16 protein-coding genes are annotated in these 17,246 nt (G+C 60.5%); 5 read left to right on the forward strand and 11 right to left on the reverse strand.

All coding sequences use genetic code 11. The features are described 5' to 3' along the window. Nucleotides 1-169 precede the first annotated feature (169 nt). Nucleotides 170-601, forward strand: coding sequence for a DUF2147 domain-containing protein (locus tag BUA94_RS07920; RefSeq protein WP_073013736.1), 432 nt, complete (start codon nt 170-172; stop codon nt 599-601). 316 nt (nt 602-917) lie between these two features. Here BUA94_RS07920 and BUA94_RS07925 read toward each other — a convergent pair whose 3' ends face one another. After that, the gene (locus BUA94_RS07925; protein WP_073011547.1) at nt 918-1,631 is read right to left on the reverse strand and encodes a glutathione S-transferase N-terminal domain-containing protein; all 714 of its coding nucleotides are present in this window, start codon (nt 1,629-1,631) and stop codon (nt 918-920) included. A gap of 130 nt (nt 1,632-1,761) precedes the next feature. Further along, nucleotides 1,762-2,223: a GNAT family N-acetyltransferase gene (locus BUA94_RS07930; protein WP_073011550.1), complete on the reverse strand. Its 462-nt coding sequence runs from the start codon at nt 2,221-2,223 to the stop codon at nt 1,762-1,764. Nucleotides 2,224-2,423: 200 nt separating this feature from the next. On the opposite strand from BUA94_RS07930, the gene BUA94_RS07935 reads away from it, so the two are divergent. Further along, nucleotides 2,424-2,630: a ParD-like family protein gene (locus BUA94_RS07935; RefSeq protein WP_073011553.1), complete on the forward strand. Its 207-nt coding sequence runs from the start codon at nt 2,424-2,426 to the stop codon at nt 2,628-2,630. A 1-nt stretch (nt 2,631) separates the two neighbouring features. After that, nucleotides 2,632-3,399, forward strand: coding sequence for a type I methionyl aminopeptidase (map, locus tag BUA94_RS07940; RefSeq protein ID WP_073011556.1), 768 nt, complete (start codon nt 2,632-2,634; stop codon nt 3,397-3,399). A 524-nt stretch (nt 3,400-3,923) separates the two neighbouring features. Here map and gatB read toward each other — a convergent pair. From gatB to fliK, 3 genes are all read right to left on the reverse strand, one after another. Next, nucleotides 3,924-5,405 (reverse strand): Asp-tRNA(Asn)/Glu-tRNA(Gln) amidotransferase subunit GatB, encoded by a 1,482-nt coding sequence (gene gatB, locus BUA94_RS07945; protein ID WP_073011558.1) that lies wholly within the window; start codon nt 5,403-5,405, stop codon nt 3,924-3,926. A 312-nt stretch (nt 5,406-5,717) separates the two neighbouring features. Then, the gene (locus tag BUA94_RS07950) at nt 5,718-6,005 is read right to left on the reverse strand and encodes an EscU/YscU/HrcU family type III secretion system export apparatus switch protein (RefSeq protein ID WP_073011561.1); all 288 of its coding nucleotides are present in this window, start codon (nt 6,003-6,005) and stop codon (nt 5,718-5,720) included. 10 nt (nt 6,006-6,015) lie between these two features. Continuing rightward, the gene (fliK, locus tag BUA94_RS23280) at nt 6,016-7,173 is read right to left on the reverse strand and encodes a flagellar hook-length control protein FliK (protein WP_073011563.1); all 1,158 of its coding nucleotides are present in this window, start codon (nt 7,171-7,173) and stop codon (nt 6,016-6,018) included. Between the two features lie 2,047 nt (nt 7,174-9,220). Between fliK and BUA94_RS07970 the strand changes: the two genes are divergently transcribed. After that, nucleotides 9,221-9,478 carry a DUF6455 family protein gene (locus BUA94_RS07970; RefSeq protein WP_073011571.1) on the forward strand — a complete coding sequence of 86 codons (258 nt, stop codon included), beginning with the start codon at nt 9,221-9,223 and terminating at the stop codon, nt 9,476-9,478. A 99-nt stretch (nt 9,479-9,577) separates the two neighbouring features. On the opposite strand, the gene BUA94_RS07975 is transcribed toward BUA94_RS07970, so the two are convergent. After that, on the reverse strand, nt 9,578-9,871 hold the full coding sequence (locus tag BUA94_RS07975) for a phosphatidylglycerophosphatase (RefSeq protein WP_073011574.1): 294 nt from the start codon (nt 9,869-9,871) through the stop codon (nt 9,578-9,580). A 297-nt stretch (nt 9,872-10,168) separates the two neighbouring features. Between BUA94_RS07975 and BUA94_RS23565 the strand changes: the two genes are divergently transcribed. Continuing rightward, nucleotides 10,169-10,315 (forward strand): hypothetical protein, encoded by a 147-nt coding sequence (locus tag BUA94_RS23565; protein ID WP_175558018.1) that lies wholly within the window; start codon nt 10,169-10,171, stop codon nt 10,313-10,315. Between the two features lie 67 nt (nt 10,316-10,382). Here the strand turns inward: BUA94_RS23565 and mdoH are convergent, their stop codons facing one another. From mdoH to gatA, 5 genes are all read right to left on the reverse strand, one after another. After that, nucleotides 10,383-12,185 (reverse strand): glucans biosynthesis glucosyltransferase MdoH, encoded by a 1,803-nt coding sequence (gene mdoH / locus BUA94_RS07980; RefSeq protein ID WP_073011577.1) that lies wholly within the window; start codon nt 12,183-12,185, stop codon nt 10,383-10,385. Nucleotides 12,186-12,190: 5 nt separating this feature from the next. Continuing rightward, complete coding sequence (locus BUA94_RS07985) at nt 12,191-12,574, reverse strand: hypothetical protein (protein ID WP_073011580.1); 384 nt, start codon at nt 12,572-12,574, stop codon at nt 12,191-12,193. Then, nucleotides 12,556-14,055, reverse strand: coding sequence for an OpgD/OpgG family glucan biosynthesis protein (locus BUA94_RS07990; protein ID WP_235860501.1), 1,500 nt, complete (start codon nt 14,053-14,055; stop codon nt 12,556-12,558). Before BUA94_RS07990 ends, BUA94_RS07985 begins: the two co-directional genes overlap by 19 nt. Before the next feature lie 570 nt (nt 14,056-14,625). After that, a complete protein-coding gene (locus BUA94_RS07995; RefSeq protein WP_139251111.1) occupies nt 14,626-15,729 on the reverse strand; it encodes an NAD(P)/FAD-dependent oxidoreductase in 1,104 nt (367 codons plus the stop codon). 22 nt (nt 15,730-15,751) lie between these two features. Then, nucleotides 15,752-17,236, reverse strand: a complete 1,485-nt coding sequence (gene gatA / locus BUA94_RS08000) for an Asp-tRNA(Asn)/Glu-tRNA(Gln) amidotransferase subunit GatA (protein ID WP_073011589.1) — start codon at nt 17,234-17,236, stop codon at nt 15,752-15,754. Nucleotides 17,237-17,246: the final 10 nt, after the last annotated feature.

A 17,246-nucleotide genomic window follows, 5' to 3' on the forward strand; every position in this document is an offset into this window, starting at 1 on the left:
GATACCTTCTCCCGGGCTAGTGCAGAGGTCCGGGAGAATTCTTTCACGACTGGAAGGTCATGACTTTGCCTTGAACGCTGCGTTAGATGACCTCCTCTGTCATCAGCGGAAAGCAGGCATGTTCAAGAAAACGTCTTCTCGTATGGGGTCATACCTCACGGCGGCCTGTATGGCCCCTGGCCTTGCTCTGGCTGCGTCTCTGGCCGCCTCTCTGGCTGGAACTCAGGCCGCCAGCGCTGCGGATATTCTCGGTCACTGGAAGACCCCGGCAGGCGCGGTGGTGCACATCACATCCTGCGGCAAGACCCTGTGCGGCAAGTTGACCGACTTCACCCCGCTTCCCGGATACACCAGGGAAAGCGCGACAGACGTGAACCACAAGGATGTGTCCAAGCGGGGCCGCAAACTGCTCGGACTTGAAGTCGTCTGGGGCGTGACAAAAAGTGGACAGACTTGGGCCGGCCGGGTCTATGACCCCCGCCGGGGCTTCAGCGCACCGGCAACTCTCAAGCTCACCAGCCAGAACAGCATGAATGTCAAAGGCTGTGTGAAGATGGTCTTCAACATCTGCGAAGACGAAACCTGGCAGCGCCTGCGCTGATCCAGGGGCTTTCAATCCCAGAAGCAAAAGACCGGATCCCAGACTTTGCTGAGACCCGGCCAGACTGCTGACAAAGGCATCAGCCTCTCGATTGTCATCCCGGCCAAGCGAAGCTCGAGCCGGGACCGGTGAGCCAAAAGCTCATCGAATTCAAGCCGTTGAAAGCTGATAGGTCTGGGCTCACCGATCCCGCATCTTCGCTTCGCTGCGCGCGGGATGACGAAAGGATGGGTTTGGTATCAAACTGACCGGATCTCAGACTGTGCCCGGACCCGGTCTTTTTTGTACGTGTTCCCGCCTTCATCGGCGGGTGGTGTTAGCGGGCACGTTGGCCGAAGAGCACCTTCTGGGCGTCCTTGTCGTCCTGAAGTGCGCTCTTGGCCCGCTCTTCGCTGCCAACCGAGAGACCACGGGCAAAGGCAGGACGGGCTTCGATCCGAGCCTTCCAGGCCTTCACATTCGGGAATTCCTCAAGGTCCATGCCCTGACGTTCCCAGCCCTGTGCCCAGCCGATCATGGCCATGTCGGCGATCGTGTATTCACCGGCGGCTACATAATCCCTGCCCTCGAGGCGCTTGTTCAGCACCCCATAGAGACGATGGGTCTCGTTGAGATAGCGGTCCATGGCGTAAGGGATCTTTTCCGGCGCGTAGATACGGAAATGGTGGTTCTGGCCCAGCATCGGGCCAAAGCCGCCCATCTGCCACATCAGCCATTCCTCGGTTTCAACGCGCTTGCGCTCATCCGCCGGATAGAACTTGCCGAACTTGCGGCCGAGATACTGCAGGATCGCACCGGACTCGAACACGGTGATCGGCTGGCCGTCCGGCCCTTCCGGATCAATGATCGCCGGCATGCGGTTGTTGGGGGAGAAAGCCAGGAACTCGGGGGCAAACTGATCGCCCTTGCCGATGTTGATCAGCTTCACCTCATAGGGAACACCAAGCTCTTCGAGCATGATGGAAATCTTCCAGCCATTGGGCGTCGGCCAGTAGTAAAGCTCAATCGGTTTGGTCTGCGTCACGGACATCGGAAGCTCTCCCGGAAATATGGCAGGGGCGCCAGGACGTGCCCCGGCGATGCAAGTGGATTTAGGACTGCCCAGTCCGGATTTCAAGAAGAGGCCCAACAGACAAGTCTGATGGTACTTCCGGGTGACCTCAGATCAGCTTTTTCTTGAAGCCGAAATGGCTCTGGGCATAGCCCAGCCGGTCGTAGAAGCGATGCGCGTCCACCCGCACCTTGTTCGAAGTGAGCTGGATCAGGGCAGCCCCGGCCTCCCGCGCGATTGCCTCCGCATGAGCCATCATCTGCGCGCCAATGCCCTTGCTGCGCTGGTCGGAACGCACATGCACGCTTTCCAGTTCCACCCGGGGCCTGCCCTGAAAAGCAAGGCCCCGGATGAGCAAATAGGTATAGGTGCCAATCACCTGCCCTTCCTCGTTCAACGCCACATAGATGGTCACGTCCGGGCAGGCCCTGATCTCTTCAAAGGCCTTTCGATAGACCTCCGGATCCGTGCTTTCCTCGGCAGCCCGCCCCCCGACGGCTCCCGCGATGGAAATCGCGAGCACTTCGGCAAGATGATGGGACTGGGCAGGTTCGATGCGGATCGCGGTCATGAAGAGTGCTTTCGAGAAGGATGTTTGGTGAGCCGTCTCAACTCCTATCACTTCACTGCGTCATGCCAAGCAGGAAGGCAAATGATTTTGGCAAAACAAAAAACCGCCCAAAGGCCTGCGCGAGGTCACTCCGACAGCGCATTGTGAAACGTATATGAATCATATACAAACCACCTACACACCAGACATCAGGAGCATTCATGGGTATCGTGAAGATCGGCGAGGAACTGCACGAAGAGATCCGCAAGGCCAGCACCGTGATGTGCCGTTCCATTAATGCGCAGGCGGAGTTCTGGATGAAGATCGGTATGCTGGCCGAAGCCAACCCGACAGTGCCGTTCAACGAGATCATCAGGCGGCAGCTGGAAGCAGCCGATGTGCAGACAGACACGGTGGCGGCTGCCTGAGATGGTGAAATCCCCGGAAGAACTGGCATTGATGCGCATATCAGGGCGGCTGCTCGCCTCGGTCTTTGAATTGCTCGACCGTCTGGATCTTGCAGGTCTGTCGACCCTTGCGGTCAATGACCTGGTCGAGGACTTCATCACCGGTGATCTGGCTGCCCGCCCCGCCAGCAAGGGCCAGTATGGCTATAAATACGTGCTGAACGCCTCGCTCAATCACGTTGTCTGCCATGGGGTTCCCACTTCCAGCGACATCATCGGGAACGGCGACATCATCAACCTGGACATCACCCTGGAAAAGAACGGCTTCATTACCGATTCCAGCAAGACCTATGTGGTGGGCGAAGCCTCACCGGCAGCAAGGCGGCTGGTGCGCATTGCCCAGGAAGCCATGTGGAAGGGCATCCGGCAGGTCAAGCCCGGTGCACATCTGGGTGACATCGGCCATGCGATTGACAAACACGCCAAGGCCAATGGCTGTTCGGTGGTCCGGGAATATTGCGGACACGGCATAGGCCGGGACATGCATGAAGAGCCGCAGGTGCTGAATTACGGCCGGCGCGGTTCCGGCCCAAGGCTGCGCGAAGGCATGGTCTTCACCATAGAACCGATGATCAATCAGGGCTCGCGCAACGTCGAGACCGAAGACGACGGCTGGACGGTGGTGACCCGGGACGGCAAGCTATCCGCCCAGTTCGAACATACGGTCGCAGTGACTGCAGAGGGGGTCGAGATCCTGACCTTGCGCCAGGGCGAGACCCAGTACCGCTAGTCTCAACAGTCAGACGAGTTGCAGTTCACTGCAAAACGGGGGCCGGAGGGTCAGCCGTGAGATTAGTGACAAGCCTATCAATTCGTCATCCCGCACGCAGCGAAGCGCAGATGCGGGACCGGTGAGCCAAGGTCTCTCGCAATTCAACCATTTGACATCAAAAGTCTTTTGGCTCTCCGGTCCCGGCTCGCGCTGCGCTTGGCCGGGATGACACATTCAAAGGTTACAGGCGGCAAAGCTGGCTAAGTCAGCCCTTTGGCATGAGAAATCCTCTCCGTCTTCGTCCTGCCATGGCTTGACCATGGCATCCATGCCGTAAACTCGCCCCATAGTAACGCTGTGCTTTCTGGAGCCGGAACGGCATGGATTCCGGGTCAAGCCCGGAATGACGGCAAGAGGATAGGCCCTTTTCCCTTTTCAGCACTCTTTCAAACAGAGCCAATGACGAATGGATAGCTCTATCCTCAAACTCAAACGGGGACCCGAAGGTCCCCGTTCGATATCCGTTTGACTGAGCGGCGGGCTTATTCCAGGCCGATCTTCTGCTTCAGCAGGTCGTTTACCGCCTGCGGGTTGGCCTTGCCCTTGGATTCCTTCATCACCTGACCGACGAACCATCCAAGAAGACCCGGCTTTTCCTTGGCCTGCTCGGCCTTTTCCGGGTTGGCGGCAATGATGCTGTCGACGATGGCTTCGATGGCGCCAAGGTCAGTCACCTGAACCATGCCGCGCTCTTCCACGATTTTAGCCGGGTCGCCGCCTTCGGTCCAGACGATCTCGAACAGATCCTTGGCGATCTTGCCGGAGATGGTGCCGTTCTTGATCAGGTCAATTATGGCACCGAGCTGGTCCGCAGAGACCGGGCTGGTGGTGACATCGAGACCTTCCTTGTTGAGGCGGCCGAACAGTTCGTTGATCACCCAGTTGGCGGAGAGCTTGGCATCGCGGCCCTTGGCCACCAGCTCGAAGAAGTCGGCGGAGATCTTCTCGGCAACCAGAATGTCGGCGTCATAGGGCGTCAGGCCCCAATCCTTGACGAAGCGGGCCTTCTTCTCATCCGGAAGCTCCGGCAGATCCTTGGCCAGATCGTCAACATAGGCCTGGGTGAATTCAAGCGGCAGCAGATCCGGATCCGGGAAATAGCGGTAGTCATGCGCTTCTTCCTTGGAGCGCATGGAGCGGGTTTCGCCCTTCACTGCATCGAACAGGCGGGTTTCCTGATCGATGGAACCACCGTCTTCCAGGATCGCCATCTGGCGGCGGGCTTCATATTCGATGGCCTGACCGACGAAGCGGATGGAGTTGACGTTCTTGATCTCGCAGCGGGTGCCGAACTCACCGCCCGGACGGCGGACGGAGACGTTCACGTCGGCGCGCATGGAGCCCTGGTCCATGTTGCCATCGCAGGTGCCGAGATAGCGCAGGATGATGCGCAGCTTGGTCAGATAGGCCTTGGCCTCGTCTGCCGAACGCAGATCCGGCTTGGACACGATTTCCATCAAGGCCACGCCGGAGCGGTTCAAGTCGACGAAGGACATGGACGGATGCTGGTCATGCATGGACTTGCCCGCGTCCTGCTCCAGGTGCAGACGCTCGACGCCGATCTCGACCCGCTCTTCCGGCATGTCGAGGATGATCTTGCCCTCGCCCACGATCGGCTGCTTGAACTGGGAAATCTGGTAGCCCTGCGGCAAATCCGGATAGAAATAGTTCTTCCGGTCGAAGACGGACTTGAGGTTGATCTCGGCCTTCAGGCCCAGACCCGTGCGGATCGCCTGGCGGACACATTCCTCGTTGATCACCGGCAGCATGCCGGGCATGGCCGCATCCACGAGGCTGACGTTGGAATTGGGATCCTTGCCGAACTCGGTCGAGGCGCCGGAGAAGAGCTTGGCTTCGGACGTCACCTGGGCATGGACTTCCATGCCGATCACGATTTCCCAGTCGCCGGTCGCCCCTTTGAGAAACTTCTTCGGATCGGGGGTGCGTGCGTCGACAATCGTCATTCGCTCAATTTCCTGTTCTTCAGCGCCCTCACCTGCCCCGTGCCGGGCGGTTCAGCGCTCTAACCTGACAATCTGTGCAATGCCCCAAGCAAAGCCTGTCTGCGCGTTTGCGGGGATCGCTCTGGTGGCATGGGGCCGGACCGCTTCCACCTTGGCAGCGAAGCACACCGGTCACCTGAAATCTTGGTCCTGATGCCTAATGGGGAAACCGCTGTCCTGCAAGACTTTCGTGAAGTCTGACGCCTGCAGCTGGCGATTTGTCCCGGATCAAAAGAGAGACCCGATCCTTGTAGCAGCTAGGCGAGGGACGGGTCACGCCACAGGCGGGTTTTTCGCCTTGCCCGTGCGCATGATGAAGCCGATCAGCACGGCAACGGCCTGATAAAGCTCCATGGGAATGGCCTCGTCCAGTTCGATCTGGGACAAGGCTTCAGCCATCATCGGATTGTTCTCGATGGGAACACCGCTTTCGCGCGCGATCTCCTCGATTCGCTCGGCCACGTTTCCGGTGCCCTTGGCAGACACAATCGGCGTATGCGCACCGTCATAGGTCAGCGCGACCGCGATCTTCTTCTCGGGCTTCCTGGTTGTCTTGTTCATGACGGCCCATTCATGACTGTCTGTCCACCGATGCCCCTGCCGCGAAGCGGCGCCGGGCGGGCAGCCCGCGGATGAACCGGAGCTCCTGAAGATCCAGCCCTGCATGGGCAAAGGCGGCCTCCAGGGTCTCCCTGTTCTCGTTCAAGGCCCTGTGCATCTCTTCCCGGTCCGCCCACAGGCTGACGAAAGTACCGCCCCCGCGCAAGCTGACGGCGGCTTCCATCGGGCCTGTCGCAGTCAGATCCAGAGCAAAGCGCAGACGCCACGCCCGCTGATCGCTGTCCGCATCGCCATTCTGGTCCGGATCCCGGCCGACCTGCATCTGCACGACAGCCGTCTGACCGCCAACCACGAGCGGCAAATCGACCACCAGATCCATCGCCCTGCCCCCGCCGGCATGAGACGCATGGGCCGGAGACGATCCGCCGCCAGATTGAGACGTCGATGCGCCTTGCTGCTGCCCCGCAGCCTCCCGGTTGATGCCACGGCTTGCGAGCTGCTCCAGACGAATGCGGGACAAGGCGCCATCCGTGTCCTTGAGAAGCCGGGAGGCCAAGGCCTCCGGTCCATCTTCATGGGCAGGCAGATTGGTTTGAGCTGGCAGCTGTCCCTGCGGAGACCCGCGCAGGGAAGGAACACGGGGCTGGGTCAGAGGCCGCGCAGGCAGCTCTTCCCCACCCATGGACTGAAGCAATTTGCGCAGGTTCATGAGGAGTGACTTCAGATCATCCCCCCCTGCCGCCTTGGCCCCTCCCGTCCGCAAGGTCAGTTCCCGGAAGAGGCCGGAGAGTTCCATCGCCCGCTGCACATCTTCCGCCCCCAGAACGCTACCATCCGGAACCCCTGTTTGGCTTGTCTGGGTGGTCTGCCCTGAAGGCGTGGAACTGGCTGACTGGCTCCCGAGCCGCAAACCGAGGATCTGCTCGATCGCAGTCTGAACGGGCTTGGGCACCTCGAGCTGCCCGTTGGCTGCTTGCGTGCTGACGGCCTGAAGATTGGCAAACAACGTGGTCAGGGAGGATTGCTGCTCTTCCAGAACAGGCAGAACCTTGGCTGCCAATTGCTGCAGTTGATCCGGCACCGGCTTGCCGCTGAAGGGGCTTTGCGCCGGTCCATCAGACATCACCGGATAGGTCTGCCCTCCTTTCAGGCCTGCCGATGCGGGCATCAGGATCTGCGGAGCAGACGCACCTGATGAGTTCACTGAGAGAGATGACGCGGCTGCCGGAGCCGTCGGAGAGGCTTGCGCAGCTTGCGGAAGACCAGAGCCTAGCGGCGCGGTCGGCGCTGCCTGGGGTGCAGGAGAAACACCACCCTGTGCAACTGGCGCAACTGGCCCGTTCGTCGCTGGGGTCACTGGGGCGCCCGCCAGGTTTACCGGAGGAACAGGCCCGGCACCCGGCTGAAGGACAGGGCTGGATGGTGGGGCCTGAGTGGCCAGCGGCCCGGCAAGACCTCCGGCAGACGGGAGAACCTGGCCCGCTCCCCCTGCAACAACGCCCGCCGGAGGTGCTGCCTGTGCGGCGGGTGACAGAGAAGCAGCCTGCAGAGAAGAAGCTGCGCCTTGCACAACGGAAGTAGCACCAGCTTGTGCAGGTGGGAAGGCTCCCTGCCCTGATGCCACCGGCGAGCCCTGACCGGCCGGAGAAGGCGATGATTGCGCTGGAGGCCCCGCAGTGGCTCCCGCAATCGAAGTTCCAGACGGAAGCACCTGGGTGGACGATTGGGGCAAGGCACCTGGGACCACGTTGGGGACCACATTTGGGGCCGCACTGGGAATCGCACCTGGCATCACCCCGTCAGGCATAGCAGCCGGGGCTGGCAACGGCGCGCCTCCACCGGCAACACCAGGCAGCATCGTTGCCCCCTGGGATTGGACCGTACCAAGCGCAGGAGCTGGAACTGGCTGAGCCCCCCCTGCCGGACTGGCCAAAGCACCGCCCTGAACCTGAAGAGGCGCAGGGCTTCCTGCCGGAGTGTTCGGCACAGCGGGAGGCGCAATGTTTCCTCCTGCAGAGGGCTGGACCACACCTGTCTGGCCTGCGGGCGACGGCTGTCCCAATACTGGTCCAGCCTGACCGGGCAACACCGGAGACGCCCCGGATACAGATGGAGGAGAGGACGCACCCGGTTGGATCAAGGGGGCAGTTGCAGAGTTGGAACCGGGTGGCACGGCTGATGAGACCCCACCAGCAGGCGCTGGTGTATTGCTACCCGCGGAAGGCTGGGGGACAGCATTGGCGGCAGATCCGGCCCCCGCAAGCGGCACCTCCGGAACAGCTGAAACCACACCTTGAGCGATCGCGGCGGCGGCAGGAACACTTGCCTGCGAGACAGGACTGCCCGAGGAAGATGTCACACTGGTCTGCGGGGTTCCCGTCACCGGTGCATCAGTTACGGCCGGCGCAGGAACGGATGCACCGGACGGCAGTGCCTGCGGCGTGACGATTACCTGCACCGGCCCTTGCTGCGGTGGAGGAGAAGATTGAGAAACCTGAATTACGGTCAAGGCCTCGATCAGACTGCCGGAAGTGGCTGCGCTGATCGCGGCAGCCTGCTGAGCAGCGAAAGAAGGCACAGGCGCGGAGCCGGAAGGTTGAGGAGCCACAGGCTGCGGGGAGGACTGAGCAGACACAGGCGGCACGCTGGAGGACGGGCTGCCGGATTGTGGGGCCGACTGAGCCGTAGTCTGTCCGGCGGATGGTCCTGACGGTTGCGTAGCAGTCCCTGACCCAGCAGATCCCGGCGCAGGACTTGCTCCCTGTCCTCCTTGCTGGGACGAGGAAACAAGAAGCTGGATCTGCGGCTTTGCAGCGTCCCCTTCGACTTTCAGGGTCACCTCCGCCCCCTGAGGCAAAGGCGTGCTGACGCGCAGTTCAACGCTGGCATTGCCGGAACTCAGCCGCACGACATTGCCCGGCAGAACGGCGCTGACCTTGACCGGCACTTCCATTCCAGGCTCAAGACGCAGCTGCGGACCGGCAGACGTCTGCGGTACGGAAGACTGTGTCGCGGTGATTTCTCCGACCATCTTGCGGAACTCCCGGATCGGGCAAAGCCATCTGATGAACCAAGGGGTTCACTCTAGCAGGGATTGCGCCCGCCACCTATTGCCCATGCAAACGCGTCCGATTGACGCGGATCAATGCCATGCGGCGCCCGCACCTGCATTCTGGGAAAACTGAGACGTGCAGCAGCAGCGGGAGAGGCAGAAGATGCACTGGGTCGACAAGATGAACGAGCGGGCGAACCTGATGGGACGCATGCTGGAAACCATCGGCGCCATGGAGCGCATGCCAACGGGTCAATGCCTCGGCCATGACCTGCGCACAGCGGTGAGCCGTTGCAGCCAATGCGAGACAACCGAAGCCTGCAAAACCTGGCTCGATAAAAACAAGGCAGGTGCAACGGAACCGATGGCCGAATGTCCGAATTCCGAGCTGTTCCGGCGGTGGCTAAATCCGGTGTTCTGAAACGGCCGGTATTCTGAAACGGGACCTTCAGATCACGGCGCGAGCCTTGCTCAAAAGCCCTTCACCCGAGCCGGTTGAGGGGCTTTTTTGCCTTGCCGGTTACCTGCTCTTGCGTCCGGCAATCACAAAGGCAATCAAGGCCGCCAGGGCGCCTCCGACAAAGCGGAAGGGAAACATAGCCAATGCTCCGGCGTCATGCGGAATGACCTGGGGCAAGCCGATCAGACCCAGACCGGTCTCCACGAAAAGCGAAAGCGTTGCAGCAGCAAACCCTGCAATAAGGAGCTTGTTGCGCTGGTCAGCACGCCATCCCATCCATGCGCCGATTATGAGCGACAGAGGGTTGAAGAGACCGGCAAGGCCGATCAGGGAAATCCAAGTCGAAGAGATCATGGGCGAGTGTGTATCCCGTTGCGGGAAAAAAGGCGAGCGGCCTTTTGGCACAGCCCTCTATCAATTGCTGCGAATATCTGAAACAAAGTTATTTCATGCTTTTCATTTTTATCTCCAGCTTCGACAATTCGCGCTTGAGATGCATTTTAGAAAATATACAATTTATTAATATTTGGAGTTTTTTTGCCCATGTGTTCAGCCTCTGGCCCCGCAGAAACAGCCATTACAATCGGTGACCTCAAGTCCCGGGATCAGCGTTTGGGCATCAATTGCAATTACTGTGGAAGGTTCCGCTACATGGCCGACAGTTCCTACAGACCTTCGACTGTTGTGGCGGGCATTGCCGGTTCCCTGACATGTGCCCGCTGCGGGTCGGATGATGTTGAGACTTTCGCTGTCGCCCGCACCGAAAAGCACGGCTACTGGCCGGCAGAACGCAGCTGATACAAGAGAAAAGCCTCACCGGCAGCCCCGGCGAGGCTTCCCGACAGGATAGAATTTTCACGAAAGTTCAGGCAACGCCCCGGGCCTGAAGAGACGCTGCCGAAACGTCATCCGCCCCGCCCTCTTCTGCCGCTTCCATCATCTCGATGACCGGATCGCCTTCCACATCACTCGGGATCAGGAACAGACCGAGCCGGTGGCAGAGATTGCCAACCCAAACGGAGGCGGTGAAGGAAATCAGCACCGGGGCAAGAACCAGCGGCAGGGCCACCGGCAGCAGCCAGTACCAGAGTTCCGGCGCAAACAGATGGGCAAAGAAGAGCCCGGCAACACCGGTCACGCTCATCCACCATGAAGCGGACAGGCTTTCCCAGAAGCTGATCGTGCCATCATCGCGCGATGCTGTCGGCCAGCCGGAATCTGCCCCCAGGACGATCTGCATCACCGACCGGGTCTGGAACATCATATGGATGGGCGCCAGCATCGAGGTAATCAGCAGCTCCAGGAAAGAGCTGATCGTTGCCCGGATCTTGCCGCCGTAGCGCCAGGCCTCGCGGCGCAGGATCGCCCGAACCAGCAGCGTCGCCTTGGGCAGGATCAACAGAGCCCCTACCCCGAACAGAAGTGCCAATGCAGTGGTGGTTTCCGGATGCGGGAACACCGGGAACGGGGAATGGCCATCGAAATAAACCGGCGGCGGCGCAACGAGCGGGGCAGCCAGACTGGACACCAGGAAGAACAGCCAGACCGGAGACGACAGATAGGAAAAGATCCCCTGCACGATGTTGGTCCGGTTCCAAAGGCTGAACCGCGGCGCCAGCAGGATCTTCGCGTGCTGGAGGTTGCCCTGACACCAGCGCCGGTCACGCTTGGCGAATTCGATCATGTTGGGCGGGGCTTCCTCGTAGGAGCCTTCCAGATCCGCGTCCAGACGCACGATCCAGCCGTCGCGGGCCAGTAGCGCCGCTTCAACCGTATCGTGGCTCAGGATGTGCCCGCCAAAGGGCGGCTTGCCGGTCAGGGGCGCCATGCCGCAGGAACCGGCAAACGCAGCGACCCGGATCAGCGCATTGTGACCCCAGAACGGTCCGGCATCGCCCTGAAGAGCAGCCACGCCGCGGGTGAAGGTCGGAGCGTAGATCCCCGAGGAATATTGCAGCATGCGACCGAACAGCGTCTTGAGACCGATGGTCTGGGGCAGGCTCTGCAAGAGACCCAGCCGCGGCTCGGCTTCCATGCGGCGCACCATTTCCATGATCGTCTTGCCGCGCATCAGGCTGTCCGCATCCAGCACCAGCATATAGGCATAGGCCCCGCCGGAGGTGCGGACGAAATCAGCGATATTCCCAGCCTTGCGGCCGACATTCGGCGACCGGTGACGGTAATAGAGGCGACCGCCTGCTTCCAGCTTCAACAGCGCGGCGCGATAGGCAGCTTTTTCTGCCTCGACCGCATCGGCGCGGGTGGAATCAGACAGCACGTGGAAGTCGATGGCTTCCCAGCCCGGTTCAGCCTGAAGCGAACGGTACATGGCCTCGATCCGGGCGAAGACCGGACCACAGGATTCATTGTAGACGGGAACGAGGATCGCTGTCCGGCCTTCGGGCAGGCCGGAAATCGAGTCCGGGGTATCCGGGGTAAACAGCACGCCGAGCAGCGCCGTACAGGTGCCCCAGGCAAGCCAGAATGCGGAGATCGCAATCAGACCGACCCGAACCACGTCGAGCCAGTCATAGCCGTCAGACTGGGCTATGGTGCCAAACATGCTGACGGCACCAATCGTCAGGGTGAGAGTCAGAACCAAGGCGCCAAGGCGCCTCGACTGAACTCCGATACCGGCCCTGAAGGACCCGCCAGACCCGCCAGACATCGTTCTTATCCCTTGCGCCGGAAGGCCCGGACAGGAACGCCGGCAATGCGGCCCAGTGTGCTGGTGCGCTTGGCGGCAAACGGCAGCGTCAGCGACACATTCAGCGAATGATCCGGCATGGCCATGGGGAAACGCGGCTGGGGGAATGCCGTGCAACGCAGCACTGTGCTCAAGAGCTGTGCATTGTCTTCCGACAGAACCAGATCTTCCGCGCTCAGCTCCAGGCCGAGAACGTCGAGAGTTTCGGTCAGGCACGCGAGCAAGCTTGCATCATCAAGATCGGGACGGCCGATCGATGCACGCAGCAGATCAAAGGCTGTTTCGCCGGAAAGGGCGGCGGCCCCGGTCTGCGAATGTCCGTCCTGGGAGGTCAGGCTTCGGAGTTCCATTGATAGATCCACTTTTCTGTCAGGTACTTACCATTAATCTTGAGCCGAAGGCTCATTTCGACGGGGCGGGAACCATCTTCCCGTTCCACATCAAAAATCAGTCGCCAGGCGCCGTTTTCCACTTTCTGCAGAAACTGGTTCTCCGGCTTGCCGTTAAAGACGGCCAGATCCGCTTCCAACGGATCGTCACCGCCCAGCGTTTCAAGTCCGCCGCCGGCAAAAACCACGACGAACTTGCGCTTGCCCTTTTCCGGATCGGATGCAGCAGAACCTGCATGACCGGTCCGGGTCGAGGTGACCAGTGCAAGGTCCGTGCCCGGTTCAGGCTCCCGCCCCCAGATCATCCGGTAGCGGAAATTGAATTCTTCTCCCGCTTCCGCCCTGCGGTTCGGGATCCAGAAGGCGGCGACGTTGTCGTGGATCTCCTTCGCGGAAGGGATCTCTGCGAGCATCACCTGCCCTGCGCCCCAATCGTCGATTGTCTCGATCCACAATGACGGGCGGCGCTGGTATTGCGCTTCCGTGTCGAGGTAGTTCGTGAAGCTGCGGTCGCGCTGGATCAGCCCGAAGCCTTTCACGCCTTCCTCATAGAAGAACGACAGTCCGAGTTTCCCCGGGTTGCGCAGCGGGCGCCACAGACGATCGCCGGATTTTTCCAGGATCATCAGGCCGTCGCTGTCATGCACTTCGGGCCGGTAGTCATCGAACCCGTTTCGGTCGTTCTCACCAAAAAGATACATAGAGGTCAAAGGCGCGATGCCAAGGCGTTCGATCGCATCTCTGACGAAAAGCCGGGCCGTGACCTGGATCTGGGTGTTGATTCCCGGCGTGATCACAAAGGCATAGGCCCCCGTCACGCTCGGGCTGTCCAGATCCGCCCACAGGCGGATTTCCTGCTGGCCGGCCGCAGGGCGTTCGATGAAGAAGCGGGAGAAGCGCGGAAATTCTTCCGGGCCGCTTACAGCTGTGTTCACCGACAGTCCGCGTGCGGACAGGCCGTAAATGTTGTCCTTGCCCAGCGCCCGGAAGTAGCTCGCTCCCTGAAAGGCAATCAGCTCATCCTTGTAGTCAGGGCGGTTCAAAGGATAGTGGAGCCGGAAACCGGCTACGCCAGGCAACTCCACACTATCGAACTGAGCCGGATCGAGCGGCGCACGATATTCGAAATCCGAGGATTTGAAGTGCAGCGGTGTTACCGCGCCATCAACAACCTCAAAGACCTCTACCGGCTGCTTGAAAAGACCACCCGGATGAAAGGCCTGCATTTCATAAGAACTGTCCGTGTCCTTCCAGAGGGAATGATCCGGACGGAAGCGGATGGCGCGCAGCTGGTCGTAATCCAGGGCATTCATCGCCTCCGGAAGGTTAGACACCGGCTCGGAATAGGACCCTTTGGCCCGCTCCCGCGCGTTGTTGACCAGGTCATCAAACGAAAATTGCGGCGGCGCAGCAGGAGCAGGAGCTTCACCCGTCTGCGCCAAAGCCGCCGGACTGCAAATCGTCCCAGCTGCCGTCGCAGCACAGAATGTCAGCGCCGCCCCCATCAAAACACGTCTACGATCAATTTGCGACGTCACGTCAACACAGCCCCACACACGCACTTCTACCGTTTAGCATCATTAAGACACTGTTTTTTATGGCAAATTTGCACAAATTCCGATTTTCAGGGTTTGCTGAAGACGTTCCGCGCGCTTCTCGCGGAGCCTTCAACAAATGAGCATATGAACCTAAATGCAAAAATCTGCAATTGGTTCCATTCAAGAATGCTGCCATGCAACGGAAATGGTTTCATTTTGCTTTCTGCCCCCTTTTTTGGAAGGTCTTCTGACCAGAAATCAGAAGAATTGCCGGCTAAGCACAATTCCTGAAATTGCCACGCAAGTTCGCCCATTTTGGCGGAGCATTGCGCAGCGCGTCCCGAGACTTAAGGAAATAACTATGGCAGTTCCGTGATTTTTGTCATGCGCAGGGCAAACACGATTTCTCACGAATGACTGAGGAAGGCTCCAGAGCCCCCGGAAACCCTCGGTTGAAAGCTGTCTGAATGCTGATCAGAGACGCGCCAAAACAGTCTGTGCCAGCGACAACGAAGCCGTCAGCCCCGGTGACTCGATGCCGTAGAGCGCAACAAATCCGGCGATTCCATGATTGGAAAAATTATCAACATGAAAATCGGCAGCAGCCTCGCCCGGACCCGAGATCTTAGGTCTGATGCCTGAGTAGTCCGGCACGAGGGAATTGTCCGGCAGGCCCGGCCAGTAGCGGCGGATGGCGGCATAAAATTTCTCGCCGCGCGCAGGATCCACCCGGTAGTCGACATGATCGACCCACTCCACATCCGGTCCGAAACGGGCCTGATGCTGAAGATCGAATGTCAGATGCACGCCGAGACCGCCTGGTTCGGGCACCGGGTAGACAAGCTGGGAAAAGGGCGCCCTGCCCGCCAGCTTGAAATAGCTGCCCTTGGCCAGATAGGACTTCGGAGCCTTGGCTCCGCTAAGTTCCGCTCCCAGACGCGGTGCGTCATGTCCCGCAGACAGGATCAATTCGCGGCAGGTGAGGACATAAGGTTCCCCGCCCTCGCCTTCGGCTGCCACCGTCACGGCAAATCCGCCGCCCGGCAAAACCGCCAGAGCCACGACATCCGTGTTCAGCACGACCTGTCCGCCAAGGGCCTCCAGCTCGCCCTGAAGCGCCAGCATGTAGCCATGACTGTCAATGATACCGGTCGAAGGCGACAGCAACGCACCTTCGGAATTCAGTTCAGGCTCCAGCGAAGCAACATCGGCACGGGAGAGAACCTTGAGGTCCTCCACGCCATTGGCAGCCGCCTTGGCGCGGATGCTCTCGAGCTCCGCCACCTGCCCCTTGTCCGAGGCGACGATCAGCTTGCCGATCCGCTCATGGGCCACCCCATGCTCGGCGCAGAACCGGTACAGCTGCTCCTTGCCCTCCACGCAGGTGCGGGCCTTGAGGCTGTCCTTGGGATAGTAAATGCCCGCGTGAATGACTTCACTGTTGCGGGCACTTGTTTCCGATCCGATGAGGTCATGACGCTCAAGCACCATGACCTCCCGGCCAGACATGCTGAGCGCCCGGGCAGTGGCAAGTCCCACCGCCCCGGCGCCAATCACAAGGGTTTCGACGTCAAACACGCCCATTCACCCCTCAGCCAGCTTATGCCCACCAGGCTTCCGGCGTGAACCGGCCAGCGGCCTGCTCAATCACCGAAGCAGTCTGGAACAGGGTGCTTTCCCCGAACGGACGGCCGATCAGCTGCAACCCGAGCGGCAGACCCTTGGAGTCGAGCCCTGCCGGAACCGAAATGCCCGGAAGGCCGGCCATGTTGAGCGTGACCGAGAAGACGTCCTGCAGGTACATCTTGACCGGATCGGCTGCCAATTCCTTATCGCCGATGGCGAAGGCGGAAGACGGGGTGATCGGGGTCAGGATGGCATCGACGCCAGCATGGAAAGCCTGTTCGAAGTCCCGCTTGATCAGGGTGCGGACCTTCTGGGCCTTCAGGTAATAGGCATCATAGTAACCAGCGGAGAGCACATAGGTGCCGACCAGGATACGGCGCTGCACTTCGGAGCCGAAGCCTGCTGCACGGCTGTTCTCGTACATCTCGACGATGTCCTTGCCCGGAACGCGCAGGCCATAGCGCACGCCGTCATAACGGGCGAGGTTCGAGGAGGCTTCCGCCGGTGCCACGATGTAATAGGCCGGAAGGGCATATTTGGTATGCGGCAGGGAAATGTCGACGATCTCGGCGCCAGCGTCCTTGAGCATCTGGATGCCCTGCTTCCACAGGGCGTCGATCTCCGCCGGCAGGCCTTCAATGCGGTATTCCGCCGGAATGCCGATCTTGAGGCCCTTCACGGACTGCCCGATGGCAGCCTCGTAATCCGGCACTTCGATGTCGACGGAGGTGGTGTCCTTCGCATCAACGCTGGCCATAGACTTCAGCAGAATGGCTGCATCGCGCACGTCATGGGCAATCGGACCAGCCTGATCTAGGGACGATGCATAGGCGACGACACCCCAGCGCGAGCAGCGGCCATAGGTCGGCTTGATACCGACCGTGCCGGTGAACGCCGCAGGCTGGCGGATGGAGCCGCCCGTGTCGGTTGCCGTTGCGCCCATGCACAGACGGGCGGCGACGGCAGCAGCAGACCCGCCGGAAGAGCCGCCCGGAACCAGCTTCTCGTCAGAGCCCTTGGCCTTCCACGGATTGACCGCCGGGCCGTAATAGGAGCTTTCGTTGGAAGAGCCCATGGCGAACTCATCCATGTTGAGCTTGCCCAGCATCACGGCCCCATCGGCCCACAGATTGGACGTGACGGTGGATTCGTAGGTCGGCTTGAAGCCATCGAGGACATGGCTGCAGGCCTGCGTGTGAATGCCCTTGGTGGCAAAAAGGTCCTTCACGCCGAGCGGAATGCCTTCCAGCGCCCCGCCTTCGCCCTTGGCAAGGCGCTCATCGGAAGCCTTGGCCATCTCCAGCGCCTTGTCGGCAGTCACAGCCACATAGGCATTCAGCGCGCCATTGCCCGCCTCGATGTTCTTCAGGAACGCGGAGGTCAGATCCGTCGCGGTGAAATCCTTGCGCTTCAGCGCTTCGCGCGCTTCGGCGATGGTCAGTTTGGTCAAGTCGGTCATTGTCGGGACC

The sequence above is a fragment of the Roseibium suaedae genome (assembly GCF_900142725.1).
GTDB lineage: Bacteria > Pseudomonadota > Alphaproteobacteria > Rhizobiales > Stappiaceae > Roseibium > Roseibium suaedae.

Excerpts from the sequence above, each read along its gene's own strand:
- fliK (WP_073011563.1), bottom strand. The coding sequence starts at position 7,173 with ATGCCCGCATCGGCAGGCCTGAAAGGAGGGCAGACCTATCCGGTGATG.
- BUA94_RS07925 (WP_073011547.1), bottom strand. The coding sequence starts at position 1,631 with ATGTCCGTGACGCAGACCAAACCGATTGAGCTTTACTACTGGCCGACG.
- BUA94_RS07930 (WP_073011550.1), bottom strand. The coding sequence starts at position 2,223 with ATGACCGCGATCCGCATCGAACCTGCCCAGTCCCATCATCTTGCCGAA.
- BUA94_RS07970 (WP_073011571.1), top strand. The coding sequence starts at position 9,221 with ATGCACTGGGTCGACAAGATGAACGAGCGGGCGAACCTGATGGGACGC.
- map (WP_073011556.1), top strand. The coding sequence starts at position 2,632 with ATGGTGAAATCCCCGGAAGAACTGGCATTGATGCGCATATCAGGGCGG.
- BUA94_RS07985 (WP_073011580.1), bottom strand. The coding sequence starts at position 12,574 with ATGGAACTCCGAAGCCTGACCTCCCAGGACGGACATTCGCAGACCGGG.
- gatB (WP_073011558.1), bottom strand. The coding sequence starts at position 5,405 with ATGACGATTGTCGACGCACGCACCCCCGATCCGAAGAAGTTTCTCAAA.
- mdoH (WP_073011577.1), bottom strand. The coding sequence starts at position 12,185 with ATGTCTGGCGGGTCTGGCGGGTCCTTCAGGGCCGGTATCGGAGTTCAG.
- gatA (WP_073011589.1), bottom strand. The coding sequence starts at position 17,236 with ATGACCGACTTGACCAAACTGACCATCGCCGAAGCGCGCGAAGCGCTG.
- BUA94_RS07950 (WP_073011561.1), bottom strand. The coding sequence starts at position 6,005 with ATGAACAAGACAACCAGGAAGCCCGAGAAGAAGATCGCGGTCGCGCTG.
- BUA94_RS07935 (WP_073011553.1), top strand. The coding sequence starts at position 2,424 with ATGGGTATCGTGAAGATCGGCGAGGAACTGCACGAAGAGATCCGCAAG.
- BUA94_RS07920 (WP_073013736.1), top strand. The coding sequence starts at position 170 with ATGGCCCCTGGCCTTGCTCTGGCTGCGTCTCTGGCCGCCTCTCTGGCT.
- BUA94_RS23565 (WP_175558018.1), top strand. The coding sequence starts at position 10,169 with ATGGCCGACAGTTCCTACAGACCTTCGACTGTTGTGGCGGGCATTGCC.
- BUA94_RS07975 (WP_073011574.1), bottom strand. The coding sequence starts at position 9,871 with ATGATCTCTTCGACTTGGATTTCCCTGATCGGCCTTGCCGGTCTCTTC.